The organism is Anaerovibrio lipolyticus, assembly GCF_021531495.1.
In the GTDB taxonomy this organism is placed as follows: Bacteria; Bacillota; Negativicutes; order Selenomonadales; family Selenomonadaceae; genus Anaerovibrio.
Genome location: NZ_JADYTY010000008.1, coordinates 1 through 16,623 on the forward strand (window position 1 = coordinate 1; position 16,623 = coordinate 16,623).

Below are 16,623 nucleotides of genomic sequence, written 5' to 3' on the forward strand. Positions count from 1 at the left end.
TGCGTCAGGATAAACCATCAGATAGGGCCATTAAGTCGGACAGAGCAAAAGTCGTTATGACCGCAGGCTGTATCAGGAGAACAGAACATCGATAAATCACGATGATTCGACAACAGCCGGAGGGGCATGACACTTTTGCGTCGGGAGACTCCTGCTTTTGAGCAGCAAAAGTGGCCCCGGTGGCACTCTCTACCATTACGGTCTCTGTGAATTGGCTCAGCGACAAGCGGTATTACTGCGTTAGGATAAACCCTCAGTTAGGGCCATTAAGTCGGACAGAGCAAAAGTCGCCATGACCGCAGGCTGTATTTCAAGAACCCACTGACATAACGACTTATATTTATGATACTAGGGAGAGATAGGCATCTCGACAAATCAGAATTTTACAACCTAAAAAAGCTGTACACAAGTCGCAAAACTCGCGTACAGCTTTTATATTACTAATCTTTATGCAATTCCAGTAATCATATAGAAGATTACGCACAGGAATGGTACCAGGAATTTCATACCCATCAGTACGGCAATATCACCGTAGGAATCCTTGTGGCTCAGACCACAGATTGCCAACATGGTTACCAAAGCACCGCAATGTGGTACTGGATCAATACCTACAGAGGAGATAGCCACGATACGATGGAGTACCTCCAAAGGAATACCAGCCTGAGCAGCCATAGCTGCCCACTGATCACCCAGCATGGACAGAGCGATAGTCAAACCGCCGGAAGCGGAACCAGTAAAACCACACATAATATTGGTAGTCAATACAGCAGAGAACAATGGACCGCCGCCAAAATCCAAATTCAGCAGCATATCCTTGATAACAGTAAAACCACCCAAGCTTACAACAACGCAGCCAAAAGCATAACCAGAAGCAACGTTGAGGACAGCACTACAGGAAGAAATAGCAGAACCGTTAATGGTGGACATCATGCCCTCAGTAATCCGCAGGTGACGACGAGCAATAATAGCTGCCACAATACTACTGATAATCAAAGAAATAGTAATGGACCAACCAGCAGAAATCTTGGCTACAGAATGAGCCAGCAAGCTAATATGCATTGGCGCCAAGCTCTCCAAAGAGCTTTCATCCCAGTGGAAAGCCCAATCCCAATGGAATGGATTAGACAGGAAAACATTCAAAACAATAACCAAAATCAAAGGGATTACAGAAACCTTCCAATCTGGATTTGGAATCTTGTGGCGACGCTGGCTATACTCAATATGCTTACCATAGCCTTCACCCTGAGCCTTCAAGCGCTTTGCACGGAAGGAAATCCAAGCCCAACCCATAAACAGGAAAATCAAAGTAGCAAAAATACCAATTCCCATACCAGACCAGGTGGAAGTACCAAAGTAGGAGGATGGGATAATATTCTGAATCTGTGGTGTACCAGGCATAGCAACCATTGCGAAGGAGAAGATACCCATCCAGAGAGCTGCTGGCAGCAATCTCTTTGGAATATCAGCCTTCTTGAATACAACAGCACCAAAAGGGTACATAACGAAAGCAACAACGAACACGCTGAGGCCGCCATAGGTCAAAGCACCACAGCCCAGCAATACTGCCAAAACAGCACGCTTTTCGCCCAAAATCTCAATAATTTTACCTGCTACAGAGGCAGCCATGCCACCCTTTTCCATCAGTCTGGCGAATACAGCACCAAATAGGAAAATTGGATAGTAGTTCTTCAAATACTCAGCAGCCTTGGTCATATAAAGCTCACTGAAGATTGGCAATGAAGCATGCTCACTGCCCAATGCGGCAACTACGGCAAATACCGGTGCAATCAAAATGATGGATGCGCCTCTATAGGCCATAACCATCAAACCAATTAGTGCAACAAAAATTATTGCTGTGTCCATTAAAATTCTTTCCCCCTATAATCCTAAATAATATACATTTGACAGCCGGAAATTCAATCCCTAAAACAACCAGCCTCTATATTAATATCAGTCTGCCATACAATTGTCAAGGCCCTGATTTACACCTGTTAACAATAATAGCAAATGATATTATTTTATTATCACTAACCAAAAATTATAACTTTTAGTTATTATACTATGCGCAATTTATTGTATAATATGTATGATTTATTATACAATGAAAAATAAACGGGCTTTGGAAACGCGCCCCAAAGCCCCCGTGCACAAGTGCGGTGTCAAACTGCACCGGCAACCATGAATGAAATGTATGAGCAATGCAAAAAAAGTCCTGACCTTTCTCCTAGGTCAGGACTTTTTTTAACCATAATTAATAAAGCTAAAATCCCCATCCCCATCACTCGCAGGTCTAACGGTGATTGCTAAACAGGCAGTTCTCCTGACTCCAGATCTACGCTCTACCACGCCTTCCCAGATTACTCCAGTGACATAAATGTGGTTTCGCTCCCTGTTACAGTGGCGGGACCGTGCTGGCTTGTACCAGCTTCTCTTGTTAGGCCTATGCTCTCGCATATAGGCACCTGTTCCAATCAATATTCAGTTAGCAGGTTCATTTAACCTATGGCACTATGTTAACACTTCCAATTAAAGCTGTCAACCTTTTGGCCAAAATATATTGAACAAATTTTGTATACATGTATTCTAAATACCTGCCCCTTACTGGACTGGCTCCGGTGTAGCCCCTCTATCTATCTTGACTACGGCCTTATAGAGCGCCTCCTTGGCCTGCAGCCTTTTGTTTATCCAATTCTCCAGCTCCTCATCGGAAAGAGGAAAGCTATAGGGAACCACTACGTCAAACAAAAGCATATTGCCGTGGAGAATGTGCAAATCATGCATACTCAGCTCTGGCCCAATATCCTGTAAAATCTGATTCAAGGTTTCTGCAATGGCATCAAACCTGGCATCGCCTACCACCTTGGGATCTACATGAACTGTAGCCTGCAAATCCAGCTTCTGTTCCAGCACATATTCCAAATGATTGGCAATAAAATGAGCCTTAATCAAGGTAAGGGTAGATGGCACCTCAATATGCACAGAGGCAAAAACATTGCCTGGTCCATAGCTATGAGCCATAACATCATGGACGCCCAGAATACGTTTGTCCTCCAAGGCCAGCTGAATAATCTTCTGAATCAGCTGACTATCTGCCGGCTTCCCCAGAATAGGCTGCAGTGTTTCACTGGCAGCAGTCCAACCGCTGTACATAATAAACAGGCCCACAATAATACCAGCCACACCATCCAGATTATAGCCCGTCAGTCCATAGATGATAAGACAGATAATAACCGCTGAGGTGGCAATACAGTCACTCATGCTATCTGCTGCTACAGCAGCAAAAACCGGTGAATCCGTTTTCTTTCCTAGCTGACGATTAAAGGCCCCCAGCCACAGCTTGAAGCAGATGGATACCACCATAACAAGAATCGTGGCCAGAGAAAGCTCTACTGGCTCTGGAGCCATGATTTTTTGCACTGAGGTAGCTATCAGCTCAAAGCCTACCAGAAAAATTACCCCGGCAATAATCATAGCCGCAATATATTCTATGCGGCCATGACCATAGGGATGCTCCTCATCCGCAGGCTTGGCGGAAAGCTTCAAGCCAAACATGGTAACAACAGAGCTGCCTGCGTCGGATAGATTATTGATACCATCACCAATAATGCCTACAGAACCGCTGATATAGCCTGTAATCAGCTTCATGGTGCACAGCAGCAGATTGACACATATCCCTACAGCGCCGCTGAGAAGGCCATAGGCCTTCCGGACAGCTGGCTTGTTTACATTGTCACAATCTGCCACAAAGCGTTTGATTAATAGCTGTGTCATTGTTAAATCTCTTCCAGAAATGCCTTGTAGCCCTTGTAGGTTTCATAAACATCCACCTTGCTGACAGCCTCCCAAGGAGCATGCATGCTAAGAACACCTACACCGCTGTCAATAACATTCATACCATAAAGAGCCATAATATAGGCAATGGTACCGCCACCGCCCAGGTCTACCCTGCCCAGCTCTGCAGTCTGGAACTTTACATTATGCTTGTCCAGAATAGCTCTCAAACGGCCCAGATATTCAGCGCTGGCATCATTGGAGCCAGACTTTCCTCTAGCACCGGTATACTTCATCAGCACCATGCCCTTGCCCAGATATGCGCAATTCTTCTTGTCATAAGCACTGGCATATAGACTGTCAAAGGCAGAGCTTACATCAGAGGAAAGCATACAGGAATTAGCCAGACAACGACGGCTGGAAAGTGGATTGTATCCACCTAGAGCATGCAGCAGCTCTGCCACCATATTTTCAAAGAAACGGGACTGCATACCGCTGGCACCTACGCTGCCAATTTCCTCCTTGTCCACCAGCAGACAGCAGGAGGTACGCTCCACCTTATCCACTTCCAGCATAGCAGCCAAAGAGGTATAAGCGCATACTCTATCATCGTGGCCATAAGCCAGAACCATACTGCGGTCAAGGCCTAAATCCCTAGCCTTGCCAGCAGGCACCATAGTCAGCTCCGCAGACAGGAAATCATCCTCTTCAATGCCATATTCGGCCTCCAGCAGCTTCAAAATGGCCGCCTTAACAGCCTCCTTTTCCTCCCCCTCTAATGGGTGGCTGCCTATGAGAATGTCCAAATCCTCACCCTCAACAACTACTGTAGCCTTCTTTTCCATCTGCTTCTGGGAAAGGTGAATCAGCAAATCTGTAACGCAGAAAACAGGATCATCCTCATTTTCACCTACAACGATTTTAACAACAGTACCATCCTTTTTCACCACAACACCATGGAGAGCCAAAGGCAGCGTTACCCACTGATATTTCTTGATACCACCGTAATAATGAGTATCAAAATAAGCCATGCCATCAGCTTCGTAGAGAGGCTTCTGCTTCAAATCCAGACGACAGGTATCAATATGGGCACCAAGAATGGACATACCTTCCTCCAGATTGCGGCTGCCAATATTAAACATGGCTACAGCCTTTTTCATGCAGGTAGCATAAACCTTGTCCCCAGCCTTAAGGCTTTCCCCGTTTTTGATGATATCCTGCAGATTGCGATAGCCCTTCAGCTCAGCCTGACGAACAATTTCCTCAGTGCTTTCCCGCTCTGTCTTGCACTGGCTCAAAAATGCCTTATAGCTCTCATTCAGCTGAAACAGCTCCTGCTTCTCCTCAGCCGTATAATTATTCCATACGGACTTTTCCTTTTTTTCTTTCTTCTCTTCCATGTATCAACCCTCCGGTTTCATAAAACTATGGGCAGCAGCTCCACAGGCCGCTGCCCCTTCTCCATATTGCAGGCTTATTTCATTTTGTCCAGAATACGCAAAAAATCATCCCGACTGACAGCCTGATTAAAAAGACAACGCAGCTCTGCACTGCCCTTAATTCCTCTGGTGTACCAGGTAGCATGCTTCCGCATTTCCCTTGGCCCAATATAATCGCCTTTAAACTTCAACAGCATATCCAAATGGCGGATAATCACCTGCTTCCGCTCCTCAATGGTAGGCCCCGGCAAAATTTTACCTGTTTTCAAGTATTCCGTTAGCTGACGGAATATCCAAGGATTTCCCTGAGCCGCCCGTCCCACCATTACGGCTTCACAGCCTGTTACCTGACGGATTTTGTCCAAATCCTGTACGGTACGCACATCTCCGTTGGCAATAACTGGAATATTCAGCTTTTGTCTTACCTGACCAATAATTTCCCAATCTGCGTGATCCCGGTAAAACTGCTCCCTGGTCCTGCCATGAATGGCAATAGCCTTGACACCTGCCTCCTGAGCCAGTTGAGCCATCTCCATAATATTAATACTCTTGTCATCCCAGCCAAGGCGCATTTTCACCGTTACCGGCATATCCACAGCCCCTACCAAGGCCTTTAGTACCTGATAGGCATTCTCCGGATTCCGCATCATGGCAGAGCCCTCATGGTTTTTTACCACCTTGGGGGCTGGACAGCCCATATTAAAATCAAGAATGTCGGCACAATTCAGAGAAGCTACATATTCTGCTGCTTTGGCTACACTATCTGCCTCAGCACCAAATAGCTGCATGGCCATAGGCCGCTCCTCTGGCTCTGTTTTCAGCATATTCAGAGTATGCTCATTGCGATAGTTAATTCCCTTGTCGCTAACCATCTCTGAATACACCAGCGGACAGCCCATTTCCCTAGCCAAAATTCTATAGGGTGTATCAGTTACTCCGGCCATAGGAGCCAGAAAAACCGGATACGCAAATTCCAAATTGCCTATCCTCATCCATGATTCCTTTCATAAAGCACACGCAAACCAGTTAGAGTGAGAAAATAATCTATTTTATTAATAGTGGTAGATTCCTTGGCAATCATCTTGGCAAATCCCCCGGTGGCCACTACCTGCATCTCACCGCCATATTCCTTCTTGATGCGGTGTACAATGGCATCAATATGGCCTGCAAAACCAAAAATCAAGCCGGCCTGCATACCATTAACTGTATTGCGGCAGATAATAGTCTTTGGAGTTACCAATTCAATCCTTGGCAGCTTGGCCGCCCGTTGGAACAAGGCCTCTGCCTGAGTCCCTAGACCAGGGGAAATCACACCGCCTAAAAAATCTCCATTGGCATCCACCACATCAAAGGTAGTGGCTGTGCCAATATCAATAACAATCAGGGGACCGCCATATTGCTCATAGGCACCTACTACATTTACAATGCGGTCTGCACCAATTTCCCTAGGATTCTCATATTTCAGGCGGATACCGGTTTTGATGCCAGGCCCTACCACCAATGGCCGCAGATGGAAATACCGCTCACACATTTTTTCCATAGGAATAATCAAAGGCGGTACAACTGAGGAGATAATAACATCGTCAATATCCCCCAGTCCAAAATTATGATGCTTGAAAATGCTTTCCAGCAACAGTCCATATTCATCACTGGTTTTCTGTCGGTCTGTCGAAATACGCCAATGATGCTGCAGCTTCTTGCCAATATAAGTACCCATAACAATATTACTATTGCCAATATCTATTACTAAGAGCATAAAATCCCCCAAATCATCTTGCTTTCCATGATTTATTTTTGTAAAAAACTATTATCTCGGCCGAATGGACACATCTCCAGCCAGAACCCGCCGCAAACCTGTATCTGTCCGCACCAGCAGTGCTCCGTCCTCGTCAATATCCTCAGCCACTCCGGCAAACTTTTCCTGTACCCCCACAACATCAATAAGCTGTCCCAGGGTAATGGAGTATTCTCTCCACTGGTCCAGAGCCCAGTCAAAGCCGTTTTTCAATACATCTACATAGAGATTTTCCATGTAGGTCAATATCTTCTGCAGAAAAACTACCCGGTCAATATCATGGCCCAGAATACCTGACATGGAGCCAGCCTTGTCCTTTATATCCTCTGGAAAGGACTCCAGGGGAATATTGGCATTAATACCGATTCCCACTACCAGATAATTGATTCTGTCCATTTCCCCGCTCATCTCTGTCAAAATACCTGTCAGCTTGCGGCCCTGACAGTATATATCATTAGGCCATTTGATGCCAGCATCCAGCCCCATATCCCGCATGGCTCTGGCTACTGCCACTGCCGACATAAGAGTACATTTTGGTGCCTCCTGAGGCAAAAAATCCGGCCTAAGGATAACAGAAAACCACAAGCCTCCAGCTGGACAGAAAAAGCTTCGCTCCAAACGGCCCTTGCCAGTGCTCTGAGCTTCGCTGACAACTACCGTTCCCTCAACAGCTCCCTGAGCAGCCAATACCTTTGCCTCGTTATTAGTAGAGGGAATATCCTCATAGCTAATAACATTCTGCCCCATAAAACTGGTAGACAGATTGTGCTTTACCAGCTCTGGCAGCAGCTTATCAGGGCATTCCAGCAGGCAATAGCCGCTGCGGGCTTTGCTTTCTATATGATACCCTGCAGATTTTAATTCATTGATATGCTTCCATACAGCGGTCCTGGAAACCCCCAGCTGACTGGCTATTTCAGCCCCTGAAATACAGTTTCCATGCTTGGAACGCAGAAGCTCCAAAATTTTGGAACGCATATAATGCCTCCTTTGGCTTACAGCTTATACTCTATGGTACCGATAATGTCACCACGATGATTTTTCAATACTGGCGGATACTTGGCCTGCAGCTGCTCATATTCATCCTTGGTAAGGATATCCATATATTTCAACACAGCCATTACTGCTGGATTAACAGCTCCATAACTGCCATCCTCCACCTTGAAGGCAATACCCATATCCTCATCTCTAACGGCCATGCAGTACACAGCATCGGCACCAATCTTGGCAATTACTCTGCCCTTGGTAATCTGAGAGATAGCAGTATCTATACGGCCTGTACCAGCCAAGGCATCTGGATTTTCTGCCATAGCATTGCGAATGCGCAGGGCTGCTGCCTCATACTCTCCCCAGTCTCCCTTAGCAGGAGAACCAAGACGGGCATAGGCTCTGGCCATATGATCCAAAGGCAGATAGAATACTGGCACGCCACAGCCATCAATACCTATTTCCAGCTTGTCCTCTGGCATACAGGAAGCCATAGCTACATGCTGGAAAATAATCTTCTCTGCTGGGTGGTCTGGCTTAATATAGCCCTCAATAGGCAAGCCCATCATCTGACACAAAGCCAAAATCTGGGAATGCTTGCCGGAGCAGGCATTGTGCACAGCCTGTGGCCTTTCTCCCTGCTTAATCAGCTCCACATTGGCCTTGCCGCTCATAGGACGAGCTGCACCGCAGTTCAAGGCATCAGTGGTCAAGCCCAGCTTGTCTAAAATTCCCTTAACCAGCTCCACATGAAAGCCCTCGCCACTATGGGAGGAAACCAGCAGAGCCAGCTCTCTTTCCGTCAGGCCATATTTCTCCATGCCACCGTTTTTGACAAAGGCCAAGGCCTGAAATGGCTTGGCTGCACTGCGCCAAAACATAGGCAGTTTTCCATTGCCTACCTCTTTGAGAATTTCTCCCTTGGTATTCACAGCCACCACATCGGCACGATGAATGTTTTCCACATGGCCCCCACGGGTATATTCCAGAATAATCTCGCTCACAACAAAATCCCCCTCTTTGTATTTTTACCTTAAAAAAGCAGAAATAGGGGACTGTAATCACAGTCCCCTAAATGTTCCATCTTAATCCTTGATTGATGTATTCAGATTTGGCTCTGGATTAGCCACATCCACTGGTACAGCCTCCTTGGCTGTTTCCTTGGCTGCAGACTCATTCTTTGCTGGCTCCTCTACAGGTATCAGCAAGGGAGTAGTAGTGTCATCATCGTCGTGATGATCATCCTTTTCTGCAGGCTCCTTCTTGGTAACATTACCAAAGCCTACAATCTCCTCCAACTCCTCAGCATCCAAAGTTTCCTTATCCATCAGGGCAGCTGCAATATCATGCAGTTTGTCAATATTGTCAGAAAGTAAAATACGGCACTCCTCATAAGCAGTAGTAATCAGCTTCCGTACCTCCCGGTCAATATCAGAAGCAACCTCCTCGGAATAATTCCGCTGGTTGTTCAAATCCCGACCAAGGAATACCTGATGATCACTGCTATCACCAAAGGCTATAGGCCCCAGATGCTTGCTCATACCATATTCCATAATCATACTGCGAGCCATCTGAGTAGCCCGCTGAATATCATTCTGAGCACCGGTACTGATTTCCTTCAGTACAACCTCCTCAGCCACACGGCCTGCCAGCAAGGTCTTTAGCTTATCCAAAAGCTCCCCTCTGGTAGCATAGGAGCGATCCTCCTTTGGCAGCATCAAGGTATAGCCACCAGCACGACCACGAGGAATAATCGTAACCTTGTGCACAGGATCTGCATTTGGCAGCAGCATACCTACCAAGGTGTGACCACCCTCATGATATGCAGTCAGACGTTTCTCCTTGTCGCTCATAACCTTGGACTTGCGCTCAGGACCAGCCATAACCCGCTCAATGGAATCCTCCAGCTCAGACATAAAGATGGACTTCTTGTTGCGACGAGCTGCCAGCAAAGCAGCCTCGTTAACCAGGTTGCTCAGATCTGCACCAGTAAAGCCCGGTGTTCTCCGTGCCAACACCTCCAAATCCACATTCTTGTCCACTGGCTTACCCTTGATATGTACCTTCAGAATGGCCAATCTACCCTTTACATCAGGACGATCTACCACAATCTGGCGGTCAAAACGACCTGGACGCAGCAAAGCTGGATCAAGAATATCAGGACGGTTGGTAGCAGCAATAATGATAATACCCTCATTGGCTGCAAAGCCATCCATCTCAACCAGCATCTGGTTCAGAGTCTGCTCACGCTCATCATGTCCGCCGCCTAAGCCAGCGCCACGCTGACGGCCAACGGCATCAATCTCGTCGATAAAGACAATACAAGGAGCATGCTTCTTGGCCTGATCAAACAAATCACGAACACGGGAAGCACCTACACCTACAAACATCTCCACAAAGTCAGAACCACTGATGGAGAAGAATGGCACCCCTGCCTCACCGGCTACAGCCTTGGCCAACAGGGTTTTACCTGTACCTGGAGGGCCAAACAGCAATACGCCCTTTGGTATCTTGGCACCAAGCTCATTGTACTTCTTAGGATGCTTCAGGAACTCTACTACCTCTTCCAGTTCCTGCTTGGCCTCATCAGCACCAGCAACATCAGAGAAATGTACCTTTACCTTGTCGCCACCGCTAACCTTGGCACGACTGCGGCCAAAGGACATCATCTTGCCGCCGCCACCCTGAGTCTGATTCATAAAGAAGAACCACAGGGCTGCCAAAAGTACAATCGGCAGCAGAGAAGAAATCAAGCTGGACCACCAAGGTGGTTCTGGCGGATTCTCCGCTTTAATATCAATATTCTTTGCCTGCAGCTTGTCTACCAGATTATCCTCCTGATAAGGGAAACCTGGCATAACAGATTTGAACTCAGTGCCATCAGACAATGTACCCTTAATGACATTCTCTACCAGCACTACCTTGGACACCTGTCCATCCTCAACCTGTTTCATGAAATCCGTATAATGCATTTCCTGAACCTTAGGCTGCTGCTGTTGCGAAAAGAAATCAATGGCAGAAATTGCGACAAAAATTATCAGCAAATACAATGCCACATTTTTCATAAACTTATCCAATGGAAAACCTCCTCCCGCAAAGGTTATTTCGCTAAACCTTCACGAATACTAATTATAGCATTATTTCTATATTTCCACAATTAGGAATAAATTTCTCTTTTCAACACGCCAATAACAGGAAGATTGCGATAGTTCTCAGCATAATCCAATCCATAGCCTACCAGGAACTCATCTGGCACCTCGTAACCGCAATAGTCTATATCCACATCTACCTTACGACGGGAAGGCTTGCTCAGCAATGCACACAGCTTCAAGCTGGCTGGCTCTCTCTTGGCCAGCTCTACCTTTAGCTGGCTCATGGTAATGCCGGAATCAATAATATCCTCCACCAACAACACATGGCGTCCCTTGATATCTACGCTAAGATCCTTTTTGATGTTCACCTTGCCACTGGTTTCAGTACCATTGCCATAGCTGGAAGCCACCATGAAATCTATATGCAAAGGAATGCCTATATTTCTGGTCAAATCAGCAAAAAACATTACAGAGCCTTTGAGAATACCCACAACCAGCAAATCCTTGCCCTCATAGTCCTTGGCTATCTGCTGCCCCAGCCCTCTGCATTTTTCCTTCAATGCTTCCTCATCAAACATTACACTTGCCAAATCCTCTAACATGCCTACATTCTCCTTTAAATTTATTTTACTTCTAGAATAAAATATTTATTTGTTGACTCACTTGCCAGGGCATGAGCAAACCGTCGTTTACCCACCAGCCACAAAATCTCTCCCTGACTGACTGCCAGCCACAGCTCATCCCGCAGTTGACGGGGAACTCTGGCATCAATCAGAAAATCCTTTAGCTTCTTGCTTCCCTGAGACAATCTAACTCTATCCCCCGGCTGGCGATGCCGAAGCTCTATGGGAAATACACATTTATCTGCATCGCCATATATTGCCCCCTCTGGCAATATATCTGGCAACGCATCTGCCAAATAACCTCTAATCAGCCTGCCATCTGGCAGCTTCAGCTCTCCTGGTAAAGACAGATACATGGAGTGTTTATCCTCATAGCTATCCATGTTATCCATTGTAACATTATTTTCTGAAAATGGAATGGTTTTTTTATAAAAATATATAAATTTATAGGAAATTTTCACCTGCAAACCGTAGGGCAAATCCAATTTGCTGCCTGTACGCTCTATCTCCAGCAGATGCTTTATATCCTCCAACTGCCGATAGGAAAGCTGTCTATCCCCAGCCAGCTCACCTGCCATTTTCTGCATAAGACGGCCCAAAATGGCTTCCGGCAGTCTTTTTAGCTCCAGACAGCTGCACCTATAACCATTATCTTCCTGGTGTACCAGCTTTTCCCAGGCATTTTTTACATTAGCCTGTAAAAAATCCTCATCCTGGGCAGCCAGCTCTGCCAAATGACACAGTCCCTCTGTCAAAGCTGGATTGTATTCCCGCTCCAGCAAAGGCAGCAGCTCCAAACGAATCCTATTTCGCAGGAACTCCAATTCATCATTACTGCTGTCATGTCTTGGGGTTAACTCCCTTGTCTGACAATAGGCTGTCAGCTGACTCTTTCTGGCAAAAAGCAAGGGCCTGATAAGGCAGCCCTGACGGCTTCTAATTCCACCTAAACCACGAATACCGCTGCCCCTTAGCAAATGCATCAAAAGGGTTTCTGCCTGATCGTCGCCGTGATGGGCTGTAGCTATATATACTCCCCTAGCCTCCTCTGCCATCAGCTTGTCCCGAAGTCCATAAAGAAAACCATAGCGCATTCTTCTAGCTGCTGTTTCCAAGGATTCATTTTTTTGACTGGCTTCCAAAGGTACATTGCCAGAACCTAAATAAAAGGCAATTCCCTGCTGACGGCAAAATTCCTGAACAAAGGCCGCATCTCCCAGTGAGTCCTCTCCTCTGATACCATGCTCATAATGTGCTGCAGCTACCTCTATCTGGAGCCTTGCCTTCATCTGCCACAGCATATCCAGTAAAGCTAAAGAATCTATACCGCCAGAGCAGGCTACTATCACCATGCTATGAGGAGACAAAGCGATTTTCTTCTGCCAATTCTGACAAAATGTCTTTAAAAAATCCATAATTTCCTCCTCAAGTCTTTGAAAATTAAAAAGGAGCACCTAAGAGGCTGCTCCTTTGCATCATCTATCTGCCCTTATCTTCTGCGTCCGCCACCACGACCGCCGCGCTTGCTATCAGTCTTGCGGCTGAGATCGGTCAGGCGCTCATCACTATCCTTCAGGAAACGAGACAGCTTATCCTCGAAGGAAGCATTGCTGCCACCGCCAAAACGGCTGTTGCTGCGACGGAAATCACCGCCAGATGCACGGAATCCCTCATGACGCATAGGTGCGCCACTCTCACGCTGAGGACGGGCATTGAAGCTTCTCTGCTCCCGCTGCTGTGGCCGTTCCTCCGGCTTTTTCTCCTGAGCCTGCTTTACGGAAAGGGCAATCTTGCCTTTGTCATCCACAGACAAAATCTTAACCTTGACCTTGTCCTGCTCCTTCAGAAAATCATTAACATCCTTTACATAGACATCTGCTACCTCTGAAATGTGCACCAGGCCAACCTTGTTCTCCGGCAGATTAATAAAAGCTCCAAAATTTGTAATGCCGCTAACAACGCCATCAACAATACTCCCAACTTCAATGGACAAAATACTTCTTCCTCCTCAAAAATTAACTTAATCGTCATTATACCCTTATATTGTACCAAGTGTCAATTATTTATTCTCAGCATAGATATAAGGAATTTCACCTTTGCGAGTCATACCCAGCTCTTCCCGAGCCAATTTTTCTATATAAGCATCATCAGAAAGACTGGCATTCTCGTCCTTTAGCTGCTGATTCTCCCTCTGAGCCTCCTCTAGGCGCAGACGTGCCTGGTCCATATCACCATTCAGCTGGCTAATAGTCATAGCCTTATCACCTATTACATATACACCATAAATTAGGACACACAAAGTCACTAACAACCAGCCCAGGCTAAGGCCTCCAATTTTTTGTTTTTTAGTATTTTGTACTCTACCGTCTTTCACTTGCTTTTCTCCTATTTTTCACTCCACTGATAATAATCTGTAGAAGCAATCTGTCTATACAGAGAATCACATTCGTCACAGCGAAATCTTGCCACTGTATCCGAAAAATCTGCTCGTCCATTAACTATCTTAGCAGTCTCTGGTTCCAAATATTTCATTTTGGCACCACAGCGAGGACATTCTGCCTGATTGTTGGCATCCCGTTTTAGCCGTACTGGAGCAATATCTCCTGTTTTCTTTACCTGTTTTCTCTGATTCTTTTCATTATTATCACCATTCTGCTTTTTGGCTAAGGATATATCCTCCTCCGTAGCCTTAAATACATCAAAATAACCTGTATACATAAGCTCTCGATAAAATTCGCCACACTTCGTACAAACAAGCTTAGGCTTTATATTATCATAATCTACCTTGCCAGCAACAATCCTTATCTGACCTCCCGGCAAATAAACCAAGTCTCCATTACATTCTGGACAAATGAATATACCGTCTTTTCTTTTATTTAATTTACTTAGTGTCAATCCAAATCACTCCAATACCCATAATTGGACAAATCCATATTCTCTTTGATGACTTCCACTATTTCTTTTACAGCCTCCGGCTTTCTAGCTATTCTAGCAGCCTCTCCCATAGCTGCCAATTTTTCTCTATCTCCCAAAAGCTGTCTTAGTATATAGGCTACATTATCGCCTGCATGAAGCCAAATAGCAACACCACAGCCTGACATATATCTGGCATTGTCTGTCTCCGGTCCTGGAATAGGCTCATGCAAAAGCATAGGCAGGCCCAAGGACATAGCCTCTGTCAAGGTCAAGGCTCCCGGCTTCGTCAGCAGTACATCTGCCGCTCCCATAAGCTGGTTAATCTTGTCAGTGTAACCATAAACCGTAATTTTATGATGAGAATGCTGTCTAGCGGCTTCTGCCCTACGCAGAAGTTCCTTGTTCCGTCCAGCTACCACCACCAGCTGCAAAGACTCCCCTATGATCTCCAGCTGCTCCAAAGCCAAAGCAATACGGCCTAGGCCAAGGCCTCCTCCCATCATAAGCACCACAGGCTTCTCCAGGGCCAGATTCAATTTCTGGCGACACTGAACCTTGTTCAGCTCATGCTGAAAGCATTGGGCCACAGGAATGCCGGTAACATGTATGGTACTCTGGTTAATACCATCTGCTATTAGCTGTTTTTCCATAAAATCACAGCCTACAAAATACAAATCCATATGGGGACAAATCCACATCTGGTGCACTGAGTAATCTGTAATAACCGCTGCGGATAAAAACCTTCTACGCCATCTTTCACTTAGATGTGAAACCGCCTCTGCGGGAAAAGGATGGGTACAGATTATTACATCGGGTTCATATCTACGCAGCAAATTCTTGATGGAAATAGACATGGCATAGGCCATAAGCAGCTGAATAAAGCCCCCCTTTCTCTTACCCGCTGTAAACTGATACATAAACTCATAGAGATTGGGCACCATAGCCAGCATTTTCAGATAACAGCCTTTCATCAAAGCATTGACAGCAGATGTATGCCAGCTCATAAAATCAACTATATCCAAGCGAGCATGTGGAAAGGATTTTCTGACACCTTCAGCTATAGCTCCTGCTGCTTTTTCGTGGCCAGAGCCAACTGACGCTGTAATTATCAAAAATTTCTTTCCCATAACCTCACCTCGAATCCCTTACTGTTAATTTTAGCACATAAGGAACTTATATATCAACAACCATCTTGTATATTTTATTAAGTTAGACCTCCATCAACGCTCCAAAGAGCGCCATTAACAAAGGAAGCCTTGCTGCCAGCCAAAAAATAAACAATCTCTGCCACCTCATCCACGGTAGCAATCCTGCCTAGAGGATAAACGGAAGCCATTTCCTGCAAAGCCGCCTGCCTATCCGGATACTGCTTGAGCTGAGCCTCTGTCAATGGTGTCAGCACATCTCCCGGGCATACCGCATTGATGCGTATGCCATAAGGCCCCAGCTCCAAGGCCATAGCCTTGGTAAACATATTGACTCCTCCCTTGGAGGCACAATAGCTGCTGCAAAGCATATTGCCATGAATACCTGCATCAGAGGAGATATTGACAATATTGCCTGCACCTTGCTTTTTCATCTGCAGCACAGCATATTTTGTCATAAAGACAGTTCCTTTGAGGTTTATGCCTACCATGGCATCAAAATCCTCCTCAGTAACATCCTCCAAAGCCTTTTCAAAATATCTGCCTGCGGAATTAATCAGTACATCCAGAGAGCCACCCCATTGCACCGTCTGAGCAACGGCTTTGGCACAATCCTCCACCTTGGACACATCCCCCTGTATATAAAGTATTTTTGTTGGAGGATAGGACTGCTGCAAGGACTCTGCCACCTGCTGTCCCTTGATTGCATCCCGGCCCAAAATTGCTACCTGATAGCCTCCTGCGGCAAAAAGCTCCGCTGACCTTTTGCCAATTCCAGATGTACCTCCGCTAATTAACACTACCTGTCCCATATAGGCCTCCACAACTCCTTTAATTTATCCAATTTAGTCTACA

The 16,623-nt window shown here is 46.0% G+C and carries 15 protein-coding genes and 1 riboswitch; all 15 genes read right to left on the reverse strand.

The annotated features are described in order from the left end of the window. Positions 1 to 447: 447 nt before the first annotated feature. The 15 genes from I6E26_RS04515 to I6E26_RS04585 all read right to left on the reverse strand — a co-directional run bounded on the left by I6E26_RS04515 (position 448) and on the right by I6E26_RS04585 (position 16,580). Positions 448 to 1,863: a GntP family permease gene (locus I6E26_RS04515; protein WP_235320672.1), complete on the reverse strand. Its 1,416-nt coding sequence runs from the start codon at positions 1,861 to 1,863 to the stop codon at positions 448 to 450. Between the two features lie 430 nt (positions 1,864 to 2,293). Beyond that, positions 2,294 to 2,481, reverse strand: a riboswitch (cobalamin riboswitch). A 117-nt stretch (positions 2,482 to 2,598) separates the two neighbouring features. Next, positions 2,599 to 3,771 carry a cation diffusion facilitator family transporter gene (locus I6E26_RS04520; protein ID WP_235320673.1) on the reverse strand — a complete coding sequence of 391 codons (1,173 nt, stop codon included), beginning with the start codon at positions 3,769 to 3,771 and terminating at the stop codon, positions 2,599 to 2,601. Between the two features lie 2 nt (positions 3,772 to 3,773). Next, positions 3,774 to 5,171, reverse strand: coding sequence for an aminopeptidase (locus tag I6E26_RS04525; RefSeq protein WP_235320674.1), 1,398 nt, complete (start codon positions 5,169 to 5,171; stop codon positions 3,774 to 3,776). Between the two features lie 74 nt (positions 5,172 to 5,245). Continuing rightward, a complete protein-coding gene (dusB, locus tag I6E26_RS04530; RefSeq protein WP_235320675.1) occupies positions 5,246 to 6,202 on the reverse strand; it encodes a tRNA dihydrouridine synthase DusB in 957 nt (318 codons plus the stop codon). After that, positions 6,199 to 6,966 (reverse strand): type III pantothenate kinase, encoded by a 768-nt coding sequence (locus tag I6E26_RS04535; RefSeq protein ID WP_235320676.1) that lies wholly within the window; start codon positions 6,964 to 6,966, stop codon positions 6,199 to 6,201. The genes dusB and I6E26_RS04535 overlap by 4 nt, the downstream gene beginning before the upstream one ends. A gap of 51 nt (positions 6,967 to 7,017) precedes the next feature. Next, complete coding sequence (locus I6E26_RS04540; protein WP_235320677.1) at positions 7,018 to 7,983, reverse strand: biotin--[acetyl-CoA-carboxylase] ligase; 966 nt, start codon at positions 7,981 to 7,983, stop codon at positions 7,018 to 7,020. Between the two features lie 17 nt (positions 7,984 to 8,000). Further along, a complete protein-coding gene (locus I6E26_RS04545) occupies positions 8,001 to 8,996 on the reverse strand; it encodes an asparaginase (protein WP_235320678.1) in 996 nt (331 codons plus the stop codon). An 81-nt stretch (positions 8,997 to 9,077) separates the two neighbouring features. After that, positions 9,078 to 11,069, reverse strand: coding sequence for an ATP-dependent zinc metalloprotease FtsH (ftsH, locus tag I6E26_RS04550; protein ID WP_328227987.1), 1,992 nt, complete (start codon positions 11,067 to 11,069; stop codon positions 9,078 to 9,080). A gap of 80 nt (positions 11,070 to 11,149) precedes the next feature. Continuing rightward, positions 11,150 to 11,686, reverse strand: coding sequence for a hypoxanthine phosphoribosyltransferase (hpt, locus tag I6E26_RS04555; RefSeq protein WP_235320679.1), 537 nt, complete (start codon positions 11,684 to 11,686; stop codon positions 11,150 to 11,152). A 20-nt stretch (positions 11,687 to 11,706) separates the two neighbouring features. Then, on the reverse strand, positions 11,707 to 13,122 hold the full coding sequence (gene tilS / locus I6E26_RS04560) for a tRNA lysidine(34) synthetase TilS (RefSeq protein WP_235320680.1): 1,416 nt from the start codon (positions 13,120 to 13,122) through the stop codon (positions 11,707 to 11,709). 74 nt (positions 13,123 to 13,196) lie between these two features. Continuing rightward, complete coding sequence (locus I6E26_RS04565) at positions 13,197 to 13,700, reverse strand: S1 domain-containing RNA-binding protein (protein WP_235320681.1); 504 nt, start codon at positions 13,698 to 13,700, stop codon at positions 13,197 to 13,199. Positions 13,701 to 13,766: 66 nt separating this feature from the next. Beyond that, positions 13,767 to 14,081 carry a cell division protein FtsL gene (ftsL, locus tag I6E26_RS04570; RefSeq protein ID WP_235320682.1) on the reverse strand — a complete coding sequence of 105 codons (315 nt, stop codon included), beginning with the start codon at positions 14,079 to 14,081 and terminating at the stop codon, positions 13,767 to 13,769. Positions 14,082 to 14,092: 11 nt separating this feature from the next. Further along, positions 14,093 to 14,527 (reverse strand): hypothetical protein, encoded by a 435-nt coding sequence (locus I6E26_RS04575; RefSeq protein WP_235320683.1) that lies wholly within the window; start codon positions 14,525 to 14,527, stop codon positions 14,093 to 14,095. Positions 14,528 to 14,598: 71 nt separating this feature from the next. Continuing rightward, a complete protein-coding gene (locus I6E26_RS04580; RefSeq protein WP_235320684.1) occupies positions 14,599 to 15,750 on the reverse strand; it encodes an MGDG synthase family glycosyltransferase in 1,152 nt (383 codons plus the stop codon). Positions 15,751 to 15,827: 77 nt separating this feature from the next. Continuing rightward, positions 15,828 to 16,580 (reverse strand): SDR family NAD(P)-dependent oxidoreductase, encoded by a 753-nt coding sequence (locus tag I6E26_RS04585; protein WP_235320685.1) that lies wholly within the window; start codon positions 16,578 to 16,580, stop codon positions 15,828 to 15,830. Between the last annotated feature and the right edge of the window lie 43 nt (positions 16,581 to 16,623).

Coding starts and splice junctions, on each gene's coding strand:
- I6E26_RS04535 (WP_235320676.1), bottom strand. CDS start 6,966: ATGCTCTTAGTAATAGATATTGGCAATAGTAATATTGTTATGGGTACT.
- dusB (WP_235320675.1), bottom strand. CDS start 6,202: ATGAGGATAGGCAATTTGGAATTTGCGTATCCGGTTTTTCTGGCTCCT.
- I6E26_RS04580 (WP_235320684.1), bottom strand. CDS start 15,750: ATGGGAAAGAAATTTTTGATAATTACAGCGTCAGTTGGCTCTGGCCAC.
- tilS (WP_235320680.1), bottom strand. CDS start 13,122: ATGGATTTTTTAAAGACATTTTGTCAGAATTGGCAGAAGAAAATCGCT.
- I6E26_RS04525 (WP_235320674.1), bottom strand. CDS start 5,171: ATGGAAGAGAAGAAAGAAAAAAAGGAAAAGTCCGTATGGAATAATTAT.
- I6E26_RS04585 (WP_235320685.1), bottom strand. CDS start 16,580: ATGGGACAGGTAGTGTTAATTAGCGGAGGTACATCTGGAATTGGCAAA.
- I6E26_RS04520 (WP_235320673.1), bottom strand. CDS start 3,771: ATGACACAGCTATTAATCAAACGCTTTGTGGCAGATTGTGACAATGTA.
- I6E26_RS04515 (WP_235320672.1), bottom strand. CDS start 1,863: ATGGACACAGCAATAATTTTTGTTGCACTAATTGGTTTGATGGTTATG.
- hpt (WP_235320679.1), bottom strand. CDS start 11,686: ATGTTAGAGGATTTGGCAAGTGTAATGTTTGATGAGGAAGCATTGAAG.
- I6E26_RS04540 (WP_235320677.1), bottom strand. CDS start 7,983: ATGCGTTCCAAAATTTTGGAGCTTCTGCGTTCCAAGCATGGAAACTGT.